The sequence below is a fragment of the Lacinutrix sp. MEBiC02404 genome (assembly GCF_053601575.1).
The window spans coordinates 65,573-83,328 of record NZ_JBSHNV010000189.1 but is presented as its reverse complement, the minus strand read 5'-3'; the positions used below and the strand labels follow the sequence as shown (position 1 = coordinate 83,328).

The 17,756-nt window shown below is 34.3% G+C and carries 9 protein-coding genes; 2 read left to right on the top strand and 7 right to left on the bottom strand.

Annotation, left to right across the window (positions count from 1 at the left end):
* Positions 1-3: 3 nt before the first annotated feature.
* From ACVCXO_RS11225 to ACVCXO_RS11195, 7 genes are all read right to left on the bottom strand, one after another.
* A complete protein-coding gene (locus tag ACVCXO_RS11225) occupies positions 4-1,677 on the bottom strand; it encodes an alpha-amylase family glycosyl hydrolase (protein WP_452229679.1) in 1,674 nt (557 codons plus the stop codon).
* 7 nt (positions 1,678-1,684) lie between these two features.
* A complete protein-coding gene (locus ACVCXO_RS11220) occupies positions 1,685-5,167 on the bottom strand; it encodes a TIM-barrel domain-containing protein (protein ID WP_452229678.1) in 3,483 nt (1,160 codons plus the stop codon).
* 42 nt (positions 5,168-5,209) lie between these two features.
* Positions 5,210-7,147, bottom strand: a complete 1,938-nt coding sequence (locus ACVCXO_RS11215; RefSeq protein WP_452229677.1) for a glycoside hydrolase family 13 protein — start codon at positions 7,145-7,147, stop codon at positions 5,210-5,212.
* A 68-nt stretch (positions 7,148-7,215) separates the two neighbouring features.
* Positions 7,216-9,522, bottom strand: coding sequence for a glycoside hydrolase family 65 protein (locus tag ACVCXO_RS11210; RefSeq protein WP_452229676.1), 2,307 nt, complete (start codon positions 9,520-9,522; stop codon positions 7,216-7,218).
* Positions 9,523-9,669: 147 nt separating this feature from the next.
* The gene (gene pgmB, locus ACVCXO_RS11205; protein ID WP_452229675.1) at positions 9,670-10,326 is read right to left on the bottom strand and encodes a beta-phosphoglucomutase; all 657 of its coding nucleotides are present in this window, start codon (positions 10,324-10,326) and stop codon (positions 9,670-9,672) included.
* Between the two features lies 1 nt (position 10,327).
* Positions 10,328-11,701, bottom strand: a complete 1,374-nt coding sequence (locus ACVCXO_RS11200) for an MFS transporter (RefSeq protein WP_452229674.1) — start codon at positions 11,699-11,701, stop codon at positions 10,328-10,330.
* A gap of 136 nt (positions 11,702-11,837) precedes the next feature.
* A complete protein-coding gene (locus ACVCXO_RS11195) occupies positions 11,838-12,878 on the bottom strand; it encodes a LacI family DNA-binding transcriptional regulator (protein ID WP_452229673.1) in 1,041 nt (346 codons plus the stop codon).
* A 224-nt stretch (positions 12,879-13,102) separates the two neighbouring features.
* Here ACVCXO_RS11195 and ACVCXO_RS11190 point away from each other — a divergent pair, with 224 nt between their 5' ends.
* Both ACVCXO_RS11190 and ACVCXO_RS11185 read left to right on the top strand, forming a co-directional pair.
* On the top strand, positions 13,103-16,204 hold the full coding sequence (locus ACVCXO_RS11190; RefSeq protein ID WP_452229672.1) for a SusC/RagA family TonB-linked outer membrane protein: 3,102 nt from the start codon (positions 13,103-13,105) through the stop codon (positions 16,202-16,204).
* Between the two features lie 10 nt (positions 16,205-16,214).
* Positions 16,215-17,753 carry a RagB/SusD family nutrient uptake outer membrane protein gene (locus ACVCXO_RS11185; protein ID WP_452229671.1) on the top strand — a complete coding sequence of 513 codons (1,539 nt, stop codon included), beginning with the start codon at positions 16,215-16,217 and terminating at the stop codon, positions 17,751-17,753.
* Positions 17,754-17,756 lie beyond the last annotated feature (3 nt).

Genomic DNA, 17,756 nt, shown 5'->3' with positions numbered 1-17,756 from the left:
TATTTATTGTTGTTTTTCTAATAAAATAATGTTTGCAGCTCTGCTAATGGTAATACTCCCATTTTGCACTTCGACTGTTTGTTTGGAATAAAAATCGTTCACTTGCTGTCCGTCTTTAAAAACTGAAGACACATTAATGGTTTGTTCTCCTTTAGGAATATCGATACCTATAATAACTTCATCTTTAAAATCCCCTTTCGTATAGCTTCTACTAAAAAAGTAAGGAGAATCACTAATCATTTGATGTTTCCCTGCTCCAACCGAAGGATGGTTACGTCTAAACTGACCTAATTTTTGCCAATGAATTAACAAGTCTTGTTTGGTAGACATCTCTTCCCAATTCATAAAACTTCTAAGTGTCGCATCTCCAATGGTGCCTTCTATAGTTAAATCTCTTGCCAGCTCATCTCCATAATATATTTGAGAAGTTCCTGGAGACAGCAACAATCGCGTTGCGGTTTCGTATGTTTTCTCTCTGTTCTTATCAAAAGGTTGTCCGTCATCATGAGAAGTTAAATAGTTTAAAACGCCATAATCTTTCAGTGTGCTATTTAAAATACTATCGTAATTCTTGAATTGTTCTTCATAAGATTGTTGTGCAGCATTCCATTTAAACTCAAAATTGATTAAGCTATTAAACGCATTTTCAAAATAGTTGACTTTTTTATCTCCAAAATCGAAAGCTATTCCGGATGAAATTCCGTAGTTATACAATTCACCAACCAAGTAAAAATCAGTGTCGTCTAACACTTTGTTTGGATTTCCCTCTTTAAATTCCGCGAAAGCGTTATCACAAACTGCCTTAAACTCCTGCCAAACATAAGCTTCTGTATGCTTTACTGTATCGACTCTGTACCCATCAATCCCGAAATCTTTCACGTAATCGCTCAACCATTTCATAATGTAAAAACGAGGTGCTCGCGGATAATCATTCGCTTCAAAAAACGCATCTAGCTCTGCAACTTCTTGGTCATATCGCCCTTCTGCTTTCCATTTAGCAATTAAATGAGGCGGTAATGCTACATCTTCATTACTTTCGGTTTTAATATCTGGAAGATTTTTAACCAAAGTGCAAGTCACGGTATTGTCAAAATTTTTGTAGTCGCATTGCGGACCAGTTCTAACCCAATCGTTTGGCCAAACCGGATCTTTATCGGTTACAGGCCCTGTGTGATTGATCACTGCGTCGAGTAAAACCCGAATGCCTTTTTTATGTGCCGCTGCTACTAAGTTTTTTAAATCTTCTTCGGTTCCTAAATTGGCATCGATATTAGTCCAATCTTTAGTCCAATAGCCATGAAAACCATACGTAATTCCAGTACCTTCATCGGTTCCTCCATGAATTTGCTCAACAATTGGCGACATCCAAATAGCGTTAACACCTAAATCTGAAAAATAATTGGATTCAATTTTCTGGGTGATTCCTTTTAAATCACCACCTTCAAAGCCACGTAAAACACCTGTTTCTTTTGTTCTATCGTAATTAACATCATTGGTCTTATCACCATTATTAAAACGGTCGGTTAATAAGAAATATAAGTTTGCTGCTTCCCAAACAAAAGGTGTTTTCATGGTGTCTTGCTTTTGGTTTTCAGCGATATCCAGATTCGTTTTTTTATCCGATTTACAACTAAAAACGAGTACTATAGTAGCTATTAAAAGTATGCTTTTTTTCATCTTTTACTTAATATTTAATTTGTACGTTCCCTACTTTTGAAGTATTCCATTGTAAATTAAAGCGTAATGCTTTGGTATCTTGGTTATAATCAAAATCTAGTTTCTTGCCATCGTATTTTATACGCTTTGGATCCTTTGGAAAATCATGAACAATAACTTGCATTGTTTTAGTAGATGTGTAATAACTAGAACCTGTTTCCGCTTCAAAATTTATCTCTACATATTGTTTACCCGTTTCTGCTTTAAAGGCTAAAATCTCAAATACTCCTTTTTCGAAAGCATTTTTAGTTGTTCCATCATCATTATATAGTGTGCGTTCACTTTTTGTAACAGATGCATCCAAATAATAATGCACATCCAAAGTGTTTCCATCATATTCTGTAGTGCTTTGCATGGATTTTGCTGTTGCAATAAATGCACCACCACGAACATAAGTGGGAATATTATTTTCTTCTGTTTTAATGCTTAAAGTTTGTCCTCCCTTTACCTTTTTATCTGTATAAAAGTTAAACCAATTATTATTTTTCGGAAAGTACACTTCTACTTCCGTTTGCTTCGGATTTACGATTGGCGTGATTAGAAAATCATTTCCCCAAAGGTACGTGGATGCCACGGTCTGTAATTCTGTATTATCATCTTCTTCAAAAAATAGTGGTCGCATTAAAGGCGCTCCAGATTGGTTGTTTTCAAATACCAAGTTGTAATTATATGGCAATAATTTATATCTTAATTCGATAGCTTGTTTAGCTAATGCTTTCGCTGTATCACTTCTAAAAACTGGTTCTGCAGGCACTTCTTCTTGCGCATGTGGTCTGTAAATTGGTTGAAAAACGCCATATTGCAACCATCGTGCATAAAGCTCATCGTCTAAGTTATCACCAGCAAATCCGCCTAAATCACTATGCATATAAGCCAAACCTTGCATACCCATTTGTAGCGCAATTTCTGGTTGAGATTGTAATCCGCCCCAAGTTCGATTTACATCTCCAGACCAAGGAATCATTCCAAAACGTTGCGATCCCGAACTTCCTGCACGCATTAAAATAAAGGGTCTTGTATTTGGAAAATTGGCGGTGTATCCTTCCTGAATTAATTCTGCCCAATTATGTCCGTAAATATTATGTACCTCATCTGCAGTTCCTGTTGCGTGTAGCAAACTTTTAGGATGCACTTCTGGCTCTCCTAAATCTCCCCAAATTCCGGAAACACCTAAATCGGCTAAGCCCTTATAAATGTTCCAAAACCATTTTTTTCCTTTCGGATTATAAATATCTATCAATCCAGTATTCCCAAAATAGAAGTCGTAGGTAAACGGATTCCCAATAGAATCTTTGGCCAAAACATCTTCTTTTACTGCTTCGTCCCAACGGCTAGAAGTGGTTAACACAAAAGGCTCTGTAACTAAAACGGTTTTCACGTTATTGTCTTTTAGTCCTTTTATCATTTGCTTCGGATTTGGAAAAGAATCGCGATCAAAAGCTAGGTTTCCCATTGTACCTTTGATGGTTTTTCCGAACCAGAAAATATCGATAATTATTGCATCTAACGGAATATTTTCTTCTCTAAATTTCTGAACAGTTTCTTCGACTTCCTGTTGCGAATGGTAGCCAAATCGACTAGAGAAATTACCCAAAGCCCAACGTGGTGGCATAGGTTGCGTTCCTGTAAGTTTTGTGTAGTTTTTAGTAAGATCTAACCAAGAATCACCAACCACAACTTGATAGGTTTTTCTACCAGAAATAGTTTCGTAAGTCAAGGTGTTATCTGCTTTAGAATCTAAATCCAAAAAGCCAATTGGTGCATTATCAAAATGAATTAAATATTGATTGGAAGACACGACAATTGGCATTGTGTAATTCATCAATGCACTGCGATCTTCATAACCATAATGCGCTTTATTGTATAATTCTAAGCGATTTCCTCTTCGGTTCATTCCTAAAGCTCTTGCGCCTCCACCATATAAAACTTCTTTTGGTTTTAGATTAAATTGAATGGTTTCAAAAGCATCCGTTTTTTGATAGCCATTTTTTTCGGAAGTCACTTCTTTTCCTTCATACCAATACGAAATATGAAAAGGTGTTTTCGCTATTTTAACGGATAAATCTTTCGTGGAATATGTTATTTCCGAATCACTTTCCTTAAAAGCAACTTCTGAAAAAGCTTCGGTTAGAACCAACGCATGTGACTCTTTATTATACGTTTCTCCCGTTGGAAGAAATGTTGTTTCCACAATTTCTGGGGAATAGAATTGCATTTTGTATGTCCCGTCGGAAACGTTTATTTGCAATTGATTGTTATTAAAATCTGCTTCCAAGAACGTTCTCTTTTTAATGGAATCGTTGAATAGCCAAGTGATTGCTTCCTCAAAATTATTACGCCAAAGTGCTTCGTTGTGTTTCCCTTCTGGAACAACTTTAGATTGTATGTTTTCTGAAGGAAATCCTTTGGATTGCAAAAGACCGATCATACTATTCATGTCGGTTACTGTTTGGCTAATTTCGGTTCGCGAAGTATTTGCACCTTCTTTTCCACCTGCCAAAAAGTACATTTTAGTATCTTGAATATTACCATGCTTTTTAGAAAAGGCATTTACCGCTTCTGGAGCAAACCAATACGATGGCGAATACACACCAACTTTACCAAAAATGTTTGGATATTTTAAAGCTGCATAATGTGAAATTAATCCGCCCATCGAGCTACCAAAAATAGCAGTATTGCTTTTATCTTTTTTGGTATTATAATGCGCATCGATATAAGGTTTCAATGTATTCGTAATAAAATCCAGATATGCATCGCCTTCTCCACCTCCATATTCTGGGTGTTTCCAAGGGGAATATTCATCTAATCTTTTAGAATCTCCATGATCTACACCAACAACAATGAGTTTTAAGTTTTGCTCTTTAAATAATTTATCCATTGTTTCGTCTACATTCCATTCTCCATAACCAGATGTACTCCCATCAAAAAGATTTTGTCCGTCGTGCATGTAAACCACAGGATAATTCTCGTTAGATGTTTTATAATCTGCAGGCAAATACAACCAGATACGACGCTTTCTATGTAACTGTGGAATATTAAACTCTTCCGATAAAATAGTAACATTTTTAGAAGCTGTTGCGGCATTTTTCACTTCGAATAGATTATCCCAACCAGCAATTTTCACTTTAATCGTGTCGTTTGGTTGGTCAAAAGTATAGGTGCGATTATCTATTTCTAATCCTTTTTTAGTGCATTCCACAGATTCCCAAGAACCTTGTGTAAACTTGAAGTTTATTTGTCCTTCTGCCTTTGGAAGCGTAATGCGATAAACACCATTCTTTTGCTCTAATTGGTATTCTTTTTTCCCACCAGACCAACCTTCAAAGTCCCCTGCAATAAAGATAGATGCGTTTTTTGGAGTCTCTTTTGGTAGCGCTTCTACAATAATGGTTACTTGCCCCGATGCTATTTGAAATAGCAAAAAAGATAGTATGTATATAATGTTTTTCATTTCGTTGGAGACCTCTCGACTACGCTCGAGGTGACATTTAGGTTATAATTTAGTGGATAATAGTAAACTTCCTCTTTGGCTTAAGATTATTTCATCTTCCCAAACAAAAGTTTCATTAGTTACTATATTTTTTAATGTTTTCCCATGCAAACCAACTTCTTCAAAACGTTTTAAATCTAAACTAATTGGTTCGTTATTTTTATTAATAATATGTACTACGGTTTCTCCATCGATACTTCGGAAGAGAAAATAGGTTCCCATAAAAGGTGCAAAATGAATGGTTTCTCCGTTATGAATAGCGTCACTTGATTTTCTATAATTCAATACTTTTTTAAGGAAAAGCTGCATGTCTTTTTGTGCATCGGATAATCCTTCTCCTGTAAAAGCATTTATAGCGTCACCTTCCCAGCCACCAGGAAAATCGGTACGAATTAAACCATGATCTCCTGGTTTTTCAAAGTCGTTCATTAAAATTTCTGTTCCGTAATATAGCTGCGGAATTCTTGGTAAAGTCAACAGATAACTTAAGGCCATTTTGGTATTTGGCACATCTCCTTTAAGTTGTGTATAAATGCGACTCATATCGTGATTATCTGGAAAAATCATTATATCTTTTGGTGATGTGTATGCAAAATCGTTGGCCAAACCTTCGTACATTTTAACTAGTCCGTTATCCCAAGATTCTTCTTCATTTAACCCATTTACTATATTTCTTTGCATTGCAAAATCCATCGTAGATCTTAAATTAGATTGATAACCATCCTTATTTTCATGACCATCTTGCCAATATGCAATTAGTAACGGATTGTAGCTCCATTCTTCACCAACGATACTAAAGTTTGGATATTCACTCATAATCGCTCCGGCCCAATTAGACATAAAATCTTTATCTGGATATGGATACGTATCTTGTCGGATTCCGGATAAGTTTAGGGTTTCCACCCACCAAATACTATTTTGAATAATATAATTGGCCATAAACGGATTTCGCTGATTTAAATCTGGCATTTCCGGTACAAACCAACCTTCTGCCATTTCCTTTTTATCACGTTTGGCAGCATACAGATCTTGATTACTTGTACGTCTGTGATTGGAATTCTTTAAAGGTTTATTATTCTCAAAACTATCTTGTTGATTTACCCAATCTTTAAACGGCAAATCTTGCATCCACCAATGCCCGCTTCCGCAATGGTTAGCTACTTGATCCATGATGACACCAATACTTTTTTCTCTCGCTTTCGCGGAAAACGCTTTGTAATCGTCTAATGTTCCGTAACGCGGATCTACTTCATAAAAATCAGTCATCGCATAACCATGATACGAAGATTTTGGCATGTCATTGGTTAACAAAGGACAAGACCAAATTTGTGTAAAACCCATATCTTCTATATAATCGAGATGTTGGATCATTCCTTTTATATCTCCACCATGTCTTGCGTAATCATCCTTTCTATTGATGGTCGCTTCTTTTAAAAGGCTAACCTTTTCGCCATTTTCGTTCATACCGGAAGTATCTAAAAAGATATCATTCGAAGTATCACCATTTGCAAAACGATCTGGAGTAATTAAATAAATAGCATCCGAACTATCAAAACCTTGAAATGCATCGGCATCTCTTTGTCTGTTTTTTAACTCATAGGTATGCGTTTTCTGTTCGCCATTTTCAAAATTAAAAACAATATCGAATTTTCCTGCTTTCGTATTTTTATCGATATTGAAATCGATAAACAAATAATTAGGACTATCCGCTTTATGCGTCACATCGATAGTAACTCCAGAGTATATAATTTCGGGAATTGCTTTACCTATGTTTTCTTCTTTAACCAATAACTGAAACTTTGCGTCTTTAAAACCAATCCACCAATGCGGTGGCTCTACGCGTTCCAATTTTGTATTTGAAACCTGCAAAGCAATAGCTGGTTTTTCCTTTTTACAAGAAAAACAGAAACTGATTACAAAGAGTAGTATTAGTTTTTTCATTTGCTTATCTAAATACCTGCAAGGTTTAAATACCAAATCGATTTTGGTACAAGCCTTGCAGGATATAATTATACTGTCACTAAACTGTTTGGCGTAATAGTCACCTTTTTATTATTTACTAAAATCTCTAAATCTTGATCTCCTTCTAATTCAAACTTGGTATCGTTCTGACAGATATTCACTTTTAAAATTCGATTTCTAAAGTTTACTTTAAACGAATATGCTTCCCATTGTTTTGGAATCTTCGGCGTAAACGACAAGCTGTCGTCTACAACGCGCATACCACCAAAACCTTCTACAATACTCATCCAAGTTCCAGCCATAGAAGTAATATGTAAGCCTTCTTCTACTTCATGATTATAATCATCTAAATCTAAACGAGAAGTACGTAAGTAAAAAGTATAAGCTTGCTCCATACGACCTAATTTCGCTGCTTGAATACTATGTACACAAGGAGAAAGCGAACTTTCATGCACGGTAAATGGTTCGTAAAAATCGAAATGCTTTTCTAGTTCTTTTTCTGTAAACTGATCTTCAAAAAGATAAAAACCTTGCAAAGTATCTGCTTGTTTGATATATGGCGAACGTAAAATTCTGTCCCAAGACCATTTTTGATTAATTGGTCTTTCTGATTTTGGTAAATCTGCAACCGTAATTAATTCTTTATCTAAAAATCCGTCTTGTTGTAAGTAAATACCTTTCTCTTCCGAATACGGAAAATACATATTATCGGCAACCGCTTTCCATTGTTCTAATTCTTCTTTAGAAAGTTTTGCTTTGTTCATGATCCTGGTATAATCGGAAGCATATTCGCTTTCGATTTTAGCAATATTTTCTAAGGCATATTGAATACACCATTGTGCAATATAGTTGGTATACCAGTTATTGTTAACGTTATTTTCGTATTCATTTGGTCCAGTAACACCTAAAATAACATATTGGTTTTTATCTGTAGAAAATGTAGCACGCTGTTGCCAAAAACGAGCAATTCCGATAAGGACTTCTAATCCTTTTTCTGGAATATAACTGTAATCGCCAGTATATCTGTAGTAGTTATAAATAGCAAAAGCGATGGCACCATTTCTATGAATTTCTTCGAAAGTAATTTCCCATTCATTATGGCATTCTTCCCCATTCATAGTAACCATTGGATATAAAGCAGCGCCGTTTTTAAAGCCTAACTTCTCTGCATTTTCAATTGCTTTTTCTAAATGGTTGTAACGATATTCTAATAAATTTCTAGCAACTTTTTGGTCTTTGGTTGCCATGTAAAAAGGAATACAATATGCCTCGGTATCCCAATAGGTACTTCCTCCATATTTTTCGCCTGTAAACCCTTTTGGACCAATATTTAACGTGGAATCTTTACCTAAATAGGTTTGGTTTAATTGAAAAATATTAAAACGAATTCCTTGTTGTGCCTCTACATCACCATCGATGGTAATATCAGACATGTTCCAGATACTTGCCCAAGCTTGTTTTTGATTTTCTAATAAAGCTTGAAAACCTAAATCGGTTGCTGTTTGTAATGCTTCTTTTGCTGCGGAAACTAAAGCAGATTTATCATGATTTCTATCTACTGTATAACCTCCAAACTTGTTAATAGTAAAGGTTTCATTTTGTTTTACTTGGTTTGTATAAGCAAAAGATACGGTATTCTCTTCTTGTTTAATATTTGATGTAATGCTTACTTTTTCGTTATTTAAAAACAAATGAGATTCCATAAAAGTACAGGTATGAAAATCGGTTTTCATGGTTGTTGCTTGAATGAAAGCCTGATTATTTTCCTGGCTGACGTTTTGGGTATTCCAAAATTTATCGTCCCAATTGGTGTCTTCATTGGTAATACCTGCATCTAAATACGGCTGAAACGTAATTTCGGCATCCTCATTTAAAGGTTTAATATTGAAATTAATGGCACCAACCTCATCCAAATCTAGACTTAAAAAACGTTTGGTAGTCACTTCAACTTCCACATTATTTTGAAGCATTGCTACAAAACTTCTAGAAAGCCAACCTTCTTTCATATTTAATTCTCTACGAAAGTTTTTCACTTCCTTACAGGCAAATAAATCCAGTTGCTCCTTATTTACAAGCACATTAATACCTATCCAATTTGGTGCGTTAAGTACTTTCGCAAAATATTCTGGGTACCCGTTTTTCCACCAGCCAACACGTGTTTTATCTGGATAATAAACACCTGCAATATAGCTACCTTGAAATGTTGGTCCGGAATACTGCTCTTCAAAATTAGCACGTTGTCCCATGGCACCATTTCCGATACTAAATATGCTTTCTGAAGACTTTACATTTTCTGCGTTAAAGCCTTCTTCAATAATGGACCAATTATCTGGTTTTATGTAATCTAAATTCATTTTTTTTAAGATATTAGAACAAAGATGCTAGACCGCTTTGCTGCTAGACTCACTCTTGATCTTTAATTTATTTTAAGATTAAAAAAAGAATTAGCGATGAGAAAAATCTTATTTCTCTTTTCTAACTTCTCTTTTCTTTCGTCTTAATTATCTATTTATTAATTCTTGAACGAAGCTGTTTTCCATTTCTGTAAAATCTGAAAAAATATAATTTGCTTCTTTTAATATGTTTTGCTCTCCAATACCAATGGAAATCATATTTGCTGCATTTGCAGCTTCTACTCCTGCGACTGCATCTTCAAAAACGATACAATCTTCCGGATTTACTCCTAACTGTTCTGCTGCAAGTAGAAAAACTTCTGGATCCGGCTTTGCTTTTGTCACATTATTTCCATCTACAATAGCATCGAAATAATGTAGCAAATCTACTTTCTCTAAAATGGGACGTGCATTTTTACTAGCAGATCCTAAAGCAATTGGAATGTTATTTTCTTTTAGAAACGCTAAAACGCGAGGAACATCTGGAAGAATCTCAGAAGCATCCATGTTTTCTATATATTGTAAGTAGTCTACATTTTTTTCGATCATCCAAGTATCGAATTGTTCTTGTGTAGCTTCTTTTTTTCCTATGTCTAATAAAATTTCTAAACAACGTTTTCTACTAACGCCTTTAAATAATTCGTTTTGTTCTTTTGTAAATTCGAAACCTAATTGATTAGCTAATTTTTTCCAAGCTAAAAAGTGGTATTTTGCAGTGTCTACGATAACACCGTCTAAGTCGAATATGAATCCTTTTTTACTCATTTTAAATCTCTTCTGTTTGATAGGAAATGGCGTTTTTATTGGTAATAAGTAAATTACAAAGTCCTGCAATGATTAAACTTATTCCTGCTACTGTCATGGCATTTATTGCTTCCTCTCCTAATAATCCAGAAACAAAATTAATTCCACCAAGTGCTGCAATTATTTGCGGGATTACAATAAACATATTGAAGATTCCCATAATCACTCCCATTTTCTTGGGATCTACAGAGCTAGATAGCATGGCATAAGGCATGGAAAGAATACTTCCCCAAGCAAAACCAATTAATACAAAGCACCATTTTAAATTTTCGGGTGATGTATAGCTCATTAATAAGAAACCTAAGCCTCCTAGAATTAAAGCCGACATATGTACTAATTTTCTATTGATACGTCTTTTGGCAGTGTATAAAACTAATAATAACGCGAATGCCATAGAGGATAATCCGTAAACACCCATTGCAGAACCAACGGCATTGGAAGATTCTTGAAATGCGGTGTTTGCAATTTTAAAGGCTTCCGCTTGTACTGCATTTGTCATATCGAAAGCACTTTCAATCGGCGCTGGTGTGTTAAACACATGTTCTGTTAGTGCTGGATTTGCTAAACTCCACATCGTAAAAAAAGCAAACCAGGAAAAGAATTGAATGACACCTAACTTTTTCATAGTTAGTGGCATGTTTCCTATATTATTTAAAATATCTGGAATGAATTGATTTTTCTTTGCTTTCTCTTTTTCGAATGCTTCCATGTCTTCCGGAGGATATTCGGTAGTAGTAAAAACCGTATATAATATACTTGCTAAAAACACAAAAGCCCCAATAGCAAAAGCCACTTTTACAGACATTGGCACCACACCTGAAGCTGCAGAATTACTAACGCCAAGTTGCGAAACCATCCACGGTAAATTACTTGCAACCCAAGTACCAATACCAATAATTAAGGTTTGAATTACAAAACCGTAAGAGCGTTGCGAATCAGGCAGTTTATCTGCTACTAAAGCTCTAAATGGTTCCATAGAAATATTTATGGAAGCATCTAGAATCCATAAAAATCCTGCGGCAACCCAAAGTGCTGGAGAGTGTGGAACAAAGAATAATGCAATAGAACTTAGAATTGCTCCTATTAGAAAGTACGGTCTACGTCTTCCCCATTTGGTACTCCATGTTCTGTCGCTTAAATAACCAATAATTGGTTGTACTAATAAACCAGTTAAAGGTGCAGCAATCCATAATAATGGAATGGCATCTTTTTCTGCTCCAAGCGTTTGAAATATTCGAGACATAAAGCCTCCTTGTAGTGCAAATCCGAATTGTATTCCTAAGAAACCGAAACTCATGTTCCAGATTTCCCAAAAACCTAATGCGCGCTTTTTCATTAATAGTATATTTTATAATTAATACTATTCTGATAAGCATTTTACTTATCAAAACTAAATTACCTGAGAAGTAAAAATATAAGTTTTGATTTGGGTGTAAATATATAAAAGTTTTTAAATATTCTGTGTTATTTTTTTATTTGGTGGATTCTCGCTCTATCAATTCGGTCTCAATAACTACGGTTTCGTAGATATCTTCTTCGTCTTCTCTTTCTAGATTATTGATTAATAATTCGGCTGCTTTCTCCCCTATTTTTTGACCATGTTGACTTACAGTTGTTAGGGCAGGAACGGCATGTTTAGAGAGCACACCATCTGTAAAACCAATGATTTGAATGTCTTCTGGAATTCTTAAATTCATCTTTCTGGCAACCTTCATTGCGGTAAGCGCATAGAGTTCGTTCACTGCAAAAATACCATCCAGATTTTTATTGTTTTTAAATAAATTTTCTATTTCTATTTCTAAAGAATCTAAATGATCTTCAGATAACAATTGGTCATGCACTTTTAAAATTAAACTTGCTTTTGGATCGATTTTATGTTCTTCTAGCGCTTCTAAATAGCCTTGGGTTCTTAATTTACCAACACTCACATAATCCATTGTTGTAATAATCGCGATGTCTTTACAATCGTTATTAATTAACTTTGTTACTGCTTGTTTGGCACCTTCAGCATCATCAACGATAACTTTATCACATTTTATTTCATTTACAACTCTATCAAACATTACAATAGGCATACCTTGGTTAATAGTTTCGGTAAAATGATGATAATCCTGCTGTTGCAACGTTTCTTTTGCAATAGATAATATAAAACCATCTATACTACCGTTGGCAAGCATTTCCATATTTATAACCTCTTTTGAGAAAGACTCGTTAGATAACCCAACAATAACATTATAACCTCGTTTATTGGCAACTAACTCAATACCTCGAATAACTTTCGAGAAAAAATGATGTACAATTTCTGGTATGATAATACCTATCGTTTTTGTTTTTCGGTTCTTTAAACTAAGTGCAATATTATTTGGCCTATAATTATAGAGTTTAGCAAATGCTTGTACTTTTTGCCTAGTATCTTCACTAATTTCTTTACTATTTCTTAGAGCTTTAGAAACCGTTGAAATGGATACATCCAATTCTCTAGCTATTTGTTTTAGGGTTACTTTTCTTTTCATATTGTTTGTTAAATGCGCAATTAAGGTATTAAATAATTAGCAAAGTGTTAATTTTTAGGTGTTTTTTAGTAAAAACTCTCATTTTTCAAAAAGTTTTCAACACGAAAACGTTTGCGCTAATGTTTTCTTTTTCTTAGGTTAAATCTTTACATAAAATTTACATAGTTTTAACATCGAGAAGTGAAAATATAACTAATTAAATTAATAACTAATTAAATTATTTTATGAAAACAAAGTTAAATGGCTTATTGTTTTTTCTACTGGTTTTTCCTTTGTGTATGATAGCACAAAATACGGTACAAGGAACTGTAACTGAACAATCCTCATCTTTACCGCTTCCTAGTGTGAATGTGATTATTAAAGACACATCTAGAGGAACTGCTACAGATTTTGATGGAAGATATCAAGTTAACGTAAATAACGGAGACGTTTTAGTTTTTTCTTATATAGGCTTTATCGCGCAAGAAATTATTTATAACGGACAACAAACAATTAATGTAAATCTAGTAGAAGATCCTTCTAGTTTAGATGAAGTTGTAGTTATTGGTTATGGTAGTGTTAAGAAAAAAGATCTTACGGGATCTGTAGAAGTTATCACTTCAGAAGATTTCAATAAAGGTTCCATTCAATCAGCAGAACAGCTTTTAAGAGGTAAAGCTGCAGGTGTTAGAATCACAAGTTCTGGTGGACAACCAGATGCTTCTCCAAATATTAGAATTAGAGGAGGAACATCATTAGGAGGAAATAATAATCCGTTAATTGTAATTGATGGAGTTCCTATGGATAATGGCGGTATTTCTGGTGTAGGAAACCCTTTAAGCTTGATTAATCCTAATGACATTGAAAGCTTTAGTATTCTAAAAGATGCTTCGGCAACGGCAATTTATGGATCGAGAGCATCTAATGGAGTTCTTATTATTACGACTAAAAAAGGAACCTCTGGCGAAGCAAAATACAACTTTTCTGCTAGCACATCTATAAGTAATATTGGTGATAACAACTATGTACCTGTAATGGATAGCGCTAATTTTGTTAGATTCATTAGTGAGTATTACCCAGAAAAAACTGGTCTTTTAGGAGTTCCTGTTGGATCTGTTTCTACAAATGAAAACGTATCTCAAATTATTGATACACCTGATGGACCTAGAGCAATTTATGATACAAACTGGCAAGATGTTATTTACAGAACAGCAATTAATAAAGATTATAACTTTGGTGTAAGAGCTAATTTATTTAAAAAAATACCATTTAGAGCATCTGTAGGTTACAATGAAAGTGAAGGTGTTGTAAAAGAAAATGACTACGAACGTGTTACTGCTTCCTTAAGATTAACACCAAAATTATTTGATGATCATCTTAAAATTGATTTCAATGCAAAAGGAACTTTTGTAAATAAAAGTTCTATCGACGAAGGTGGTGCTTTAGGTGGAGCCATTTCTATGGACCCAACAAAACCAGTTTACGATTCAAACTCCATTTTTGGTGGTTACTACAGTAAAATATTATCAGCTTCAGATACTAACTTACCTAATGGAAGAGTTGGATCGAGTAATCCATTAGCTTTATTAGAACAACGTTCTAACCCGCAACGTGTAAATAGAATTTTAGGAAGTTTAGAATTGGATTATAAATTTCATTTTCTACCAGAATTAAGAGCAGTTACCAATTTTGGATTAGAAGCGTCAAGAGCGAAAACAAAAGAAAGTTTTCAAGAGAATGCCCTTGCAACGTACACTTTAGTACCAGACCCTAACGAACCTACAGGAACGTATATCTTTAATCCTGGTGTAGCAAGTAGAGAACGTCAACATATTACGAATACTACTTGGGAATCTTATTTAGATTATGCCAAAGATTTAGATGGATTTATAAATTCCTATAATGTGCAAGCAGGTTATGCATATCAAAATTTTAAAAACGATGGTAATAGAGACGAATTTAGAAACGATGAAGTTTCTGGGGTACGTATTCCAAACATCGATACCGCAAATCCTAACAATAGATATTTCAGCCTTTTAAATTTACAGTCCTTCTTTGGAAGATCTAATATTAATTTAGGAGATAAATATTTAGTAACACTATCGATGAGAGCGGATGGTTCTTCTTTCTTTACCGAAGAAAATCGTTGGGGTTATTTTCCTTCTGCTGCATTAGCATGGAAATTAAAAGAAGAATCTTTTTTACAAAATGTAAACGTTATCAACGATTTAAAAGTAAGATTAGGTTGGGGTAAAACGGGTAACCAAGATGTTTCCGGACAAGTAGGTTTCTTCCCATCCATTCCTGTTTTTGAAATTGGATCACCAAACAGTCAATTTATAGAAGGCGTAACATTATATAACGCTAAAGAGTTTAATCCAGATTTAACTTGGGAAAAAACAACTACTTATAATGTAGGTTTAGATTTTGACATCTTTAAAAACAGCTTTTTAAGCGGTTCTTTTGATATCTTTAAAAGAGAAACAACCGACTTATTAGTGGTAACGAATGTGCCTCCAGGACAAGCATTAAGTGATTTATTAATACAAAATGTTGGTTCTACAGATAGTAAAGGTTTTGAATTAGGTTTAAATTTAAATCCTATAAGTACCGATAATTTTGCAGTATCCCTAAACGGAAATATTTCTTACAATAAAAATGAAGTTACCGACTTAAAAGGTATTGAGCAAATATCTGCAGGTGGCGGTTTACCAATTGGTACAGGTAACAACTTATTAAGACACGCCGTTGGAGAACAAGCAGGTTCTGCGTGGGTATTAAAACAAGTATATGACACCGATGGAAGTCCAATTCTTGGAAGTTTTGTAGATTTAAATGGGGATAATAAAATTAATGAAGAAGATAGATACTATAGAGCAATACAACCTAACTGGACTTTTGGTTTTGGTTTAAATATGAATTATAAAAACTGGGATCTTGGAGCTAGTTTTAGAGGACAGCTAGATGGAGAAGTATATAATTCTAGACGATTAACTGCTGGAGTTATTCAAAATGCAGTTTCTTTAGATCAGCAATCTTTAAATAATACTTTAGACTATTATTCAGGGGAAGCAGATTTAGCCTTTACCGAAATTAGAGACCCTATGCAATATTCGGATTACTTTTTAGAAAAGGCTGCTTTTTTAAGATGTGAAAATATTGTTTTAGGATATACGCTTCCTAATAACCTATTTAAAAACACAACTATTAAATTATATGGCGCTGTAAATAATGCTTTTATTATTACAAATTATAGCGGACAAGATCCTGAAAATTTTGGCGGAATTGACACCAATTTCTATCCAAGAGCAACCGTATATAATGTAGGAGTTAACATTGATTTTTAAAAAATTAAATATGAAAAATAACATTTTAAAATATTTATTTAGTCTTAGTATTCTGCTTTTTGTAGGTTGTACTAATGATTTAGATACGGAGCCGAAAGTAGAACTTTCCTTAGAAGATCTATTAGCTCAAGACCCAAATGCCGTTGAAGGTATTTTATCCAGACTTTATGCATCTTTTGCACTTTCTGGTGCAGATGGACCTGGAAGTTCAGATATTAGTGATGATCCGGGGGAATCTCCATTTTTAAGAGGAATTGTGAACCTACAAGATTTTACCGCTGATGGTATGAAAAACCGTTGGGGAGATAATGGATTAGATCAATTAACTACAACTTCTGACTGGAATTCTGAAAACAAGTTTTTTAGATATATGTATAACAGAATTTTCTTTACGATACCTCAGTGTAACAATCTACTTTCTATTTTAGAAAATGTAGACGTTGAAAATAAAGAACAAATACTTGCGGAAGTACGGTTTATTAGATCTTTAGCATATTATTATCTAATTGATGTATTTGGAAAAGGTGTTTTAGCAACACAGGAAAACTTCGGAGAAACAAATCCGTTACCAGAAGCTTCAAGACAAGAATTATTTGATTTTACAGAAGCAGAACTACTTGCTATTCAATCCGATCTACCTGCAACCAATACGTATGGTAGAGCTACAGAAAGCGCAGCAGCGATGTTACTATCTAAATTATATTTAAATGCTGAAGTATACACAGGAACTGCTAGATACAATGATGCTGCTACTTATTTAAACGTGGTGATTGCTTCTAGTCACACCTTAGCAGATGATTTTGTGAGTTTGTTTTCTGCAGATAATAATACATCTAATGAAATCATTTTCCCTTTAATTGCCGATGCTGTTGTAAGTCAGAGTTTTGGAAACACAACCTATATTGTGAATGGAAATTTAAATTCGGATACCATGCCTTTAAGTCAATTTGGTGCAACAGAAGGTTGGGGAGGACATAGAGCTTCTAAAGGTTGGTATGGTTTATTTGGTGATTTATCCACTTCAAATGATGTAAGAGCAAGTCTATTTTGGACAGATGGTCATGAATATGAAATGACAGATTATACTACTTGGACGGATGGATATCCTTCTATTAAATTTAGAAACACCAATTTTAGTGGTGCTTCATTACCTTCTTCTTTTTCAAGTACGGATTTTCCACTATTTAGATTGGCAGATGCATATTTAATGTATGCGGAATGTGCTGTTAGAGGTGCTTCAAATGCAAGTATGACAGACGCACTTTCTTATGTAAATATGGTAAGAACACGCTCTAATGCAGATGCTATAGGAATGGGTGATCTTACTTTAAGATTTTTAATCGATGAAAGAGGAAGAGAACTAAACTTAGAAGGACATAGACGTTCCGACTTAATACGCTTTGGTATGTTTACTGGCGGAAGTTACTTATGGCCTTGGAAAGGAAACGCACTTAATGGTACTTCCATTCCTTCCACATACAATGTATTTCCTATTCCATCTACCGCTTTACAAGCAAATCCTAATCTAACACAAAATCTTGGTTATTAATTT

What these genes read in the sequence shown, in the direction of transcription:
- ACVCXO_RS11225 (WP_452229679.1), bottom strand. Translation starts at nt 1,677, where the DNA reads ATGAAAAAAAGCATACTTTTAATAGCTACTATAGTACTCGTTTTTAGT.
- ACVCXO_RS11220 (WP_452229678.1), bottom strand. Translation starts at nt 5,167, where the DNA reads ATGAAAAACATTATATACATACTATCTTTTTTGCTATTTCAAATAGCA.
- ACVCXO_RS11215 (WP_452229677.1), bottom strand. Translation starts at nt 7,147, where the DNA reads ATGAAAAAACTAATACTACTCTTTGTAATCAGTTTCTGTTTTTCTTGT.
- ACVCXO_RS11210 (WP_452229676.1), bottom strand. Translation starts at nt 9,522, where the DNA reads ATGAATTTAGATTACATAAAACCAGATAATTGGTCCATTATTGAAGAA.
- pgmB (WP_452229675.1), bottom strand. Translation starts at nt 10,326, where the DNA reads ATGAGTAAAAAAGGATTCATATTCGACTTAGACGGTGTTATCGTAGAC.
- ACVCXO_RS11200 (WP_452229674.1), bottom strand. Translation starts at nt 11,701, where the DNA reads ATGAAAAAGCGCGCATTAGGTTTTTGGGAAATCTGGAACATGAGTTTC.
- ACVCXO_RS11195 (WP_452229673.1), bottom strand. Translation starts at nt 12,878, where the DNA reads ATGAAAAGAAAAGTAACCCTAAAACAAATAGCTAGAGAATTGGATGTA.
- ACVCXO_RS11190 (WP_452229672.1), top strand. Translation starts at nt 13,103, where the DNA reads ATGAAAACAAAGTTAAATGGCTTATTGTTTTTTCTACTGGTTTTTCCT.
- ACVCXO_RS11185 (WP_452229671.1), top strand. Translation starts at nt 16,215, where the DNA reads ATGAAAAATAACATTTTAAAATATTTATTTAGTCTTAGTATTCTGCTT.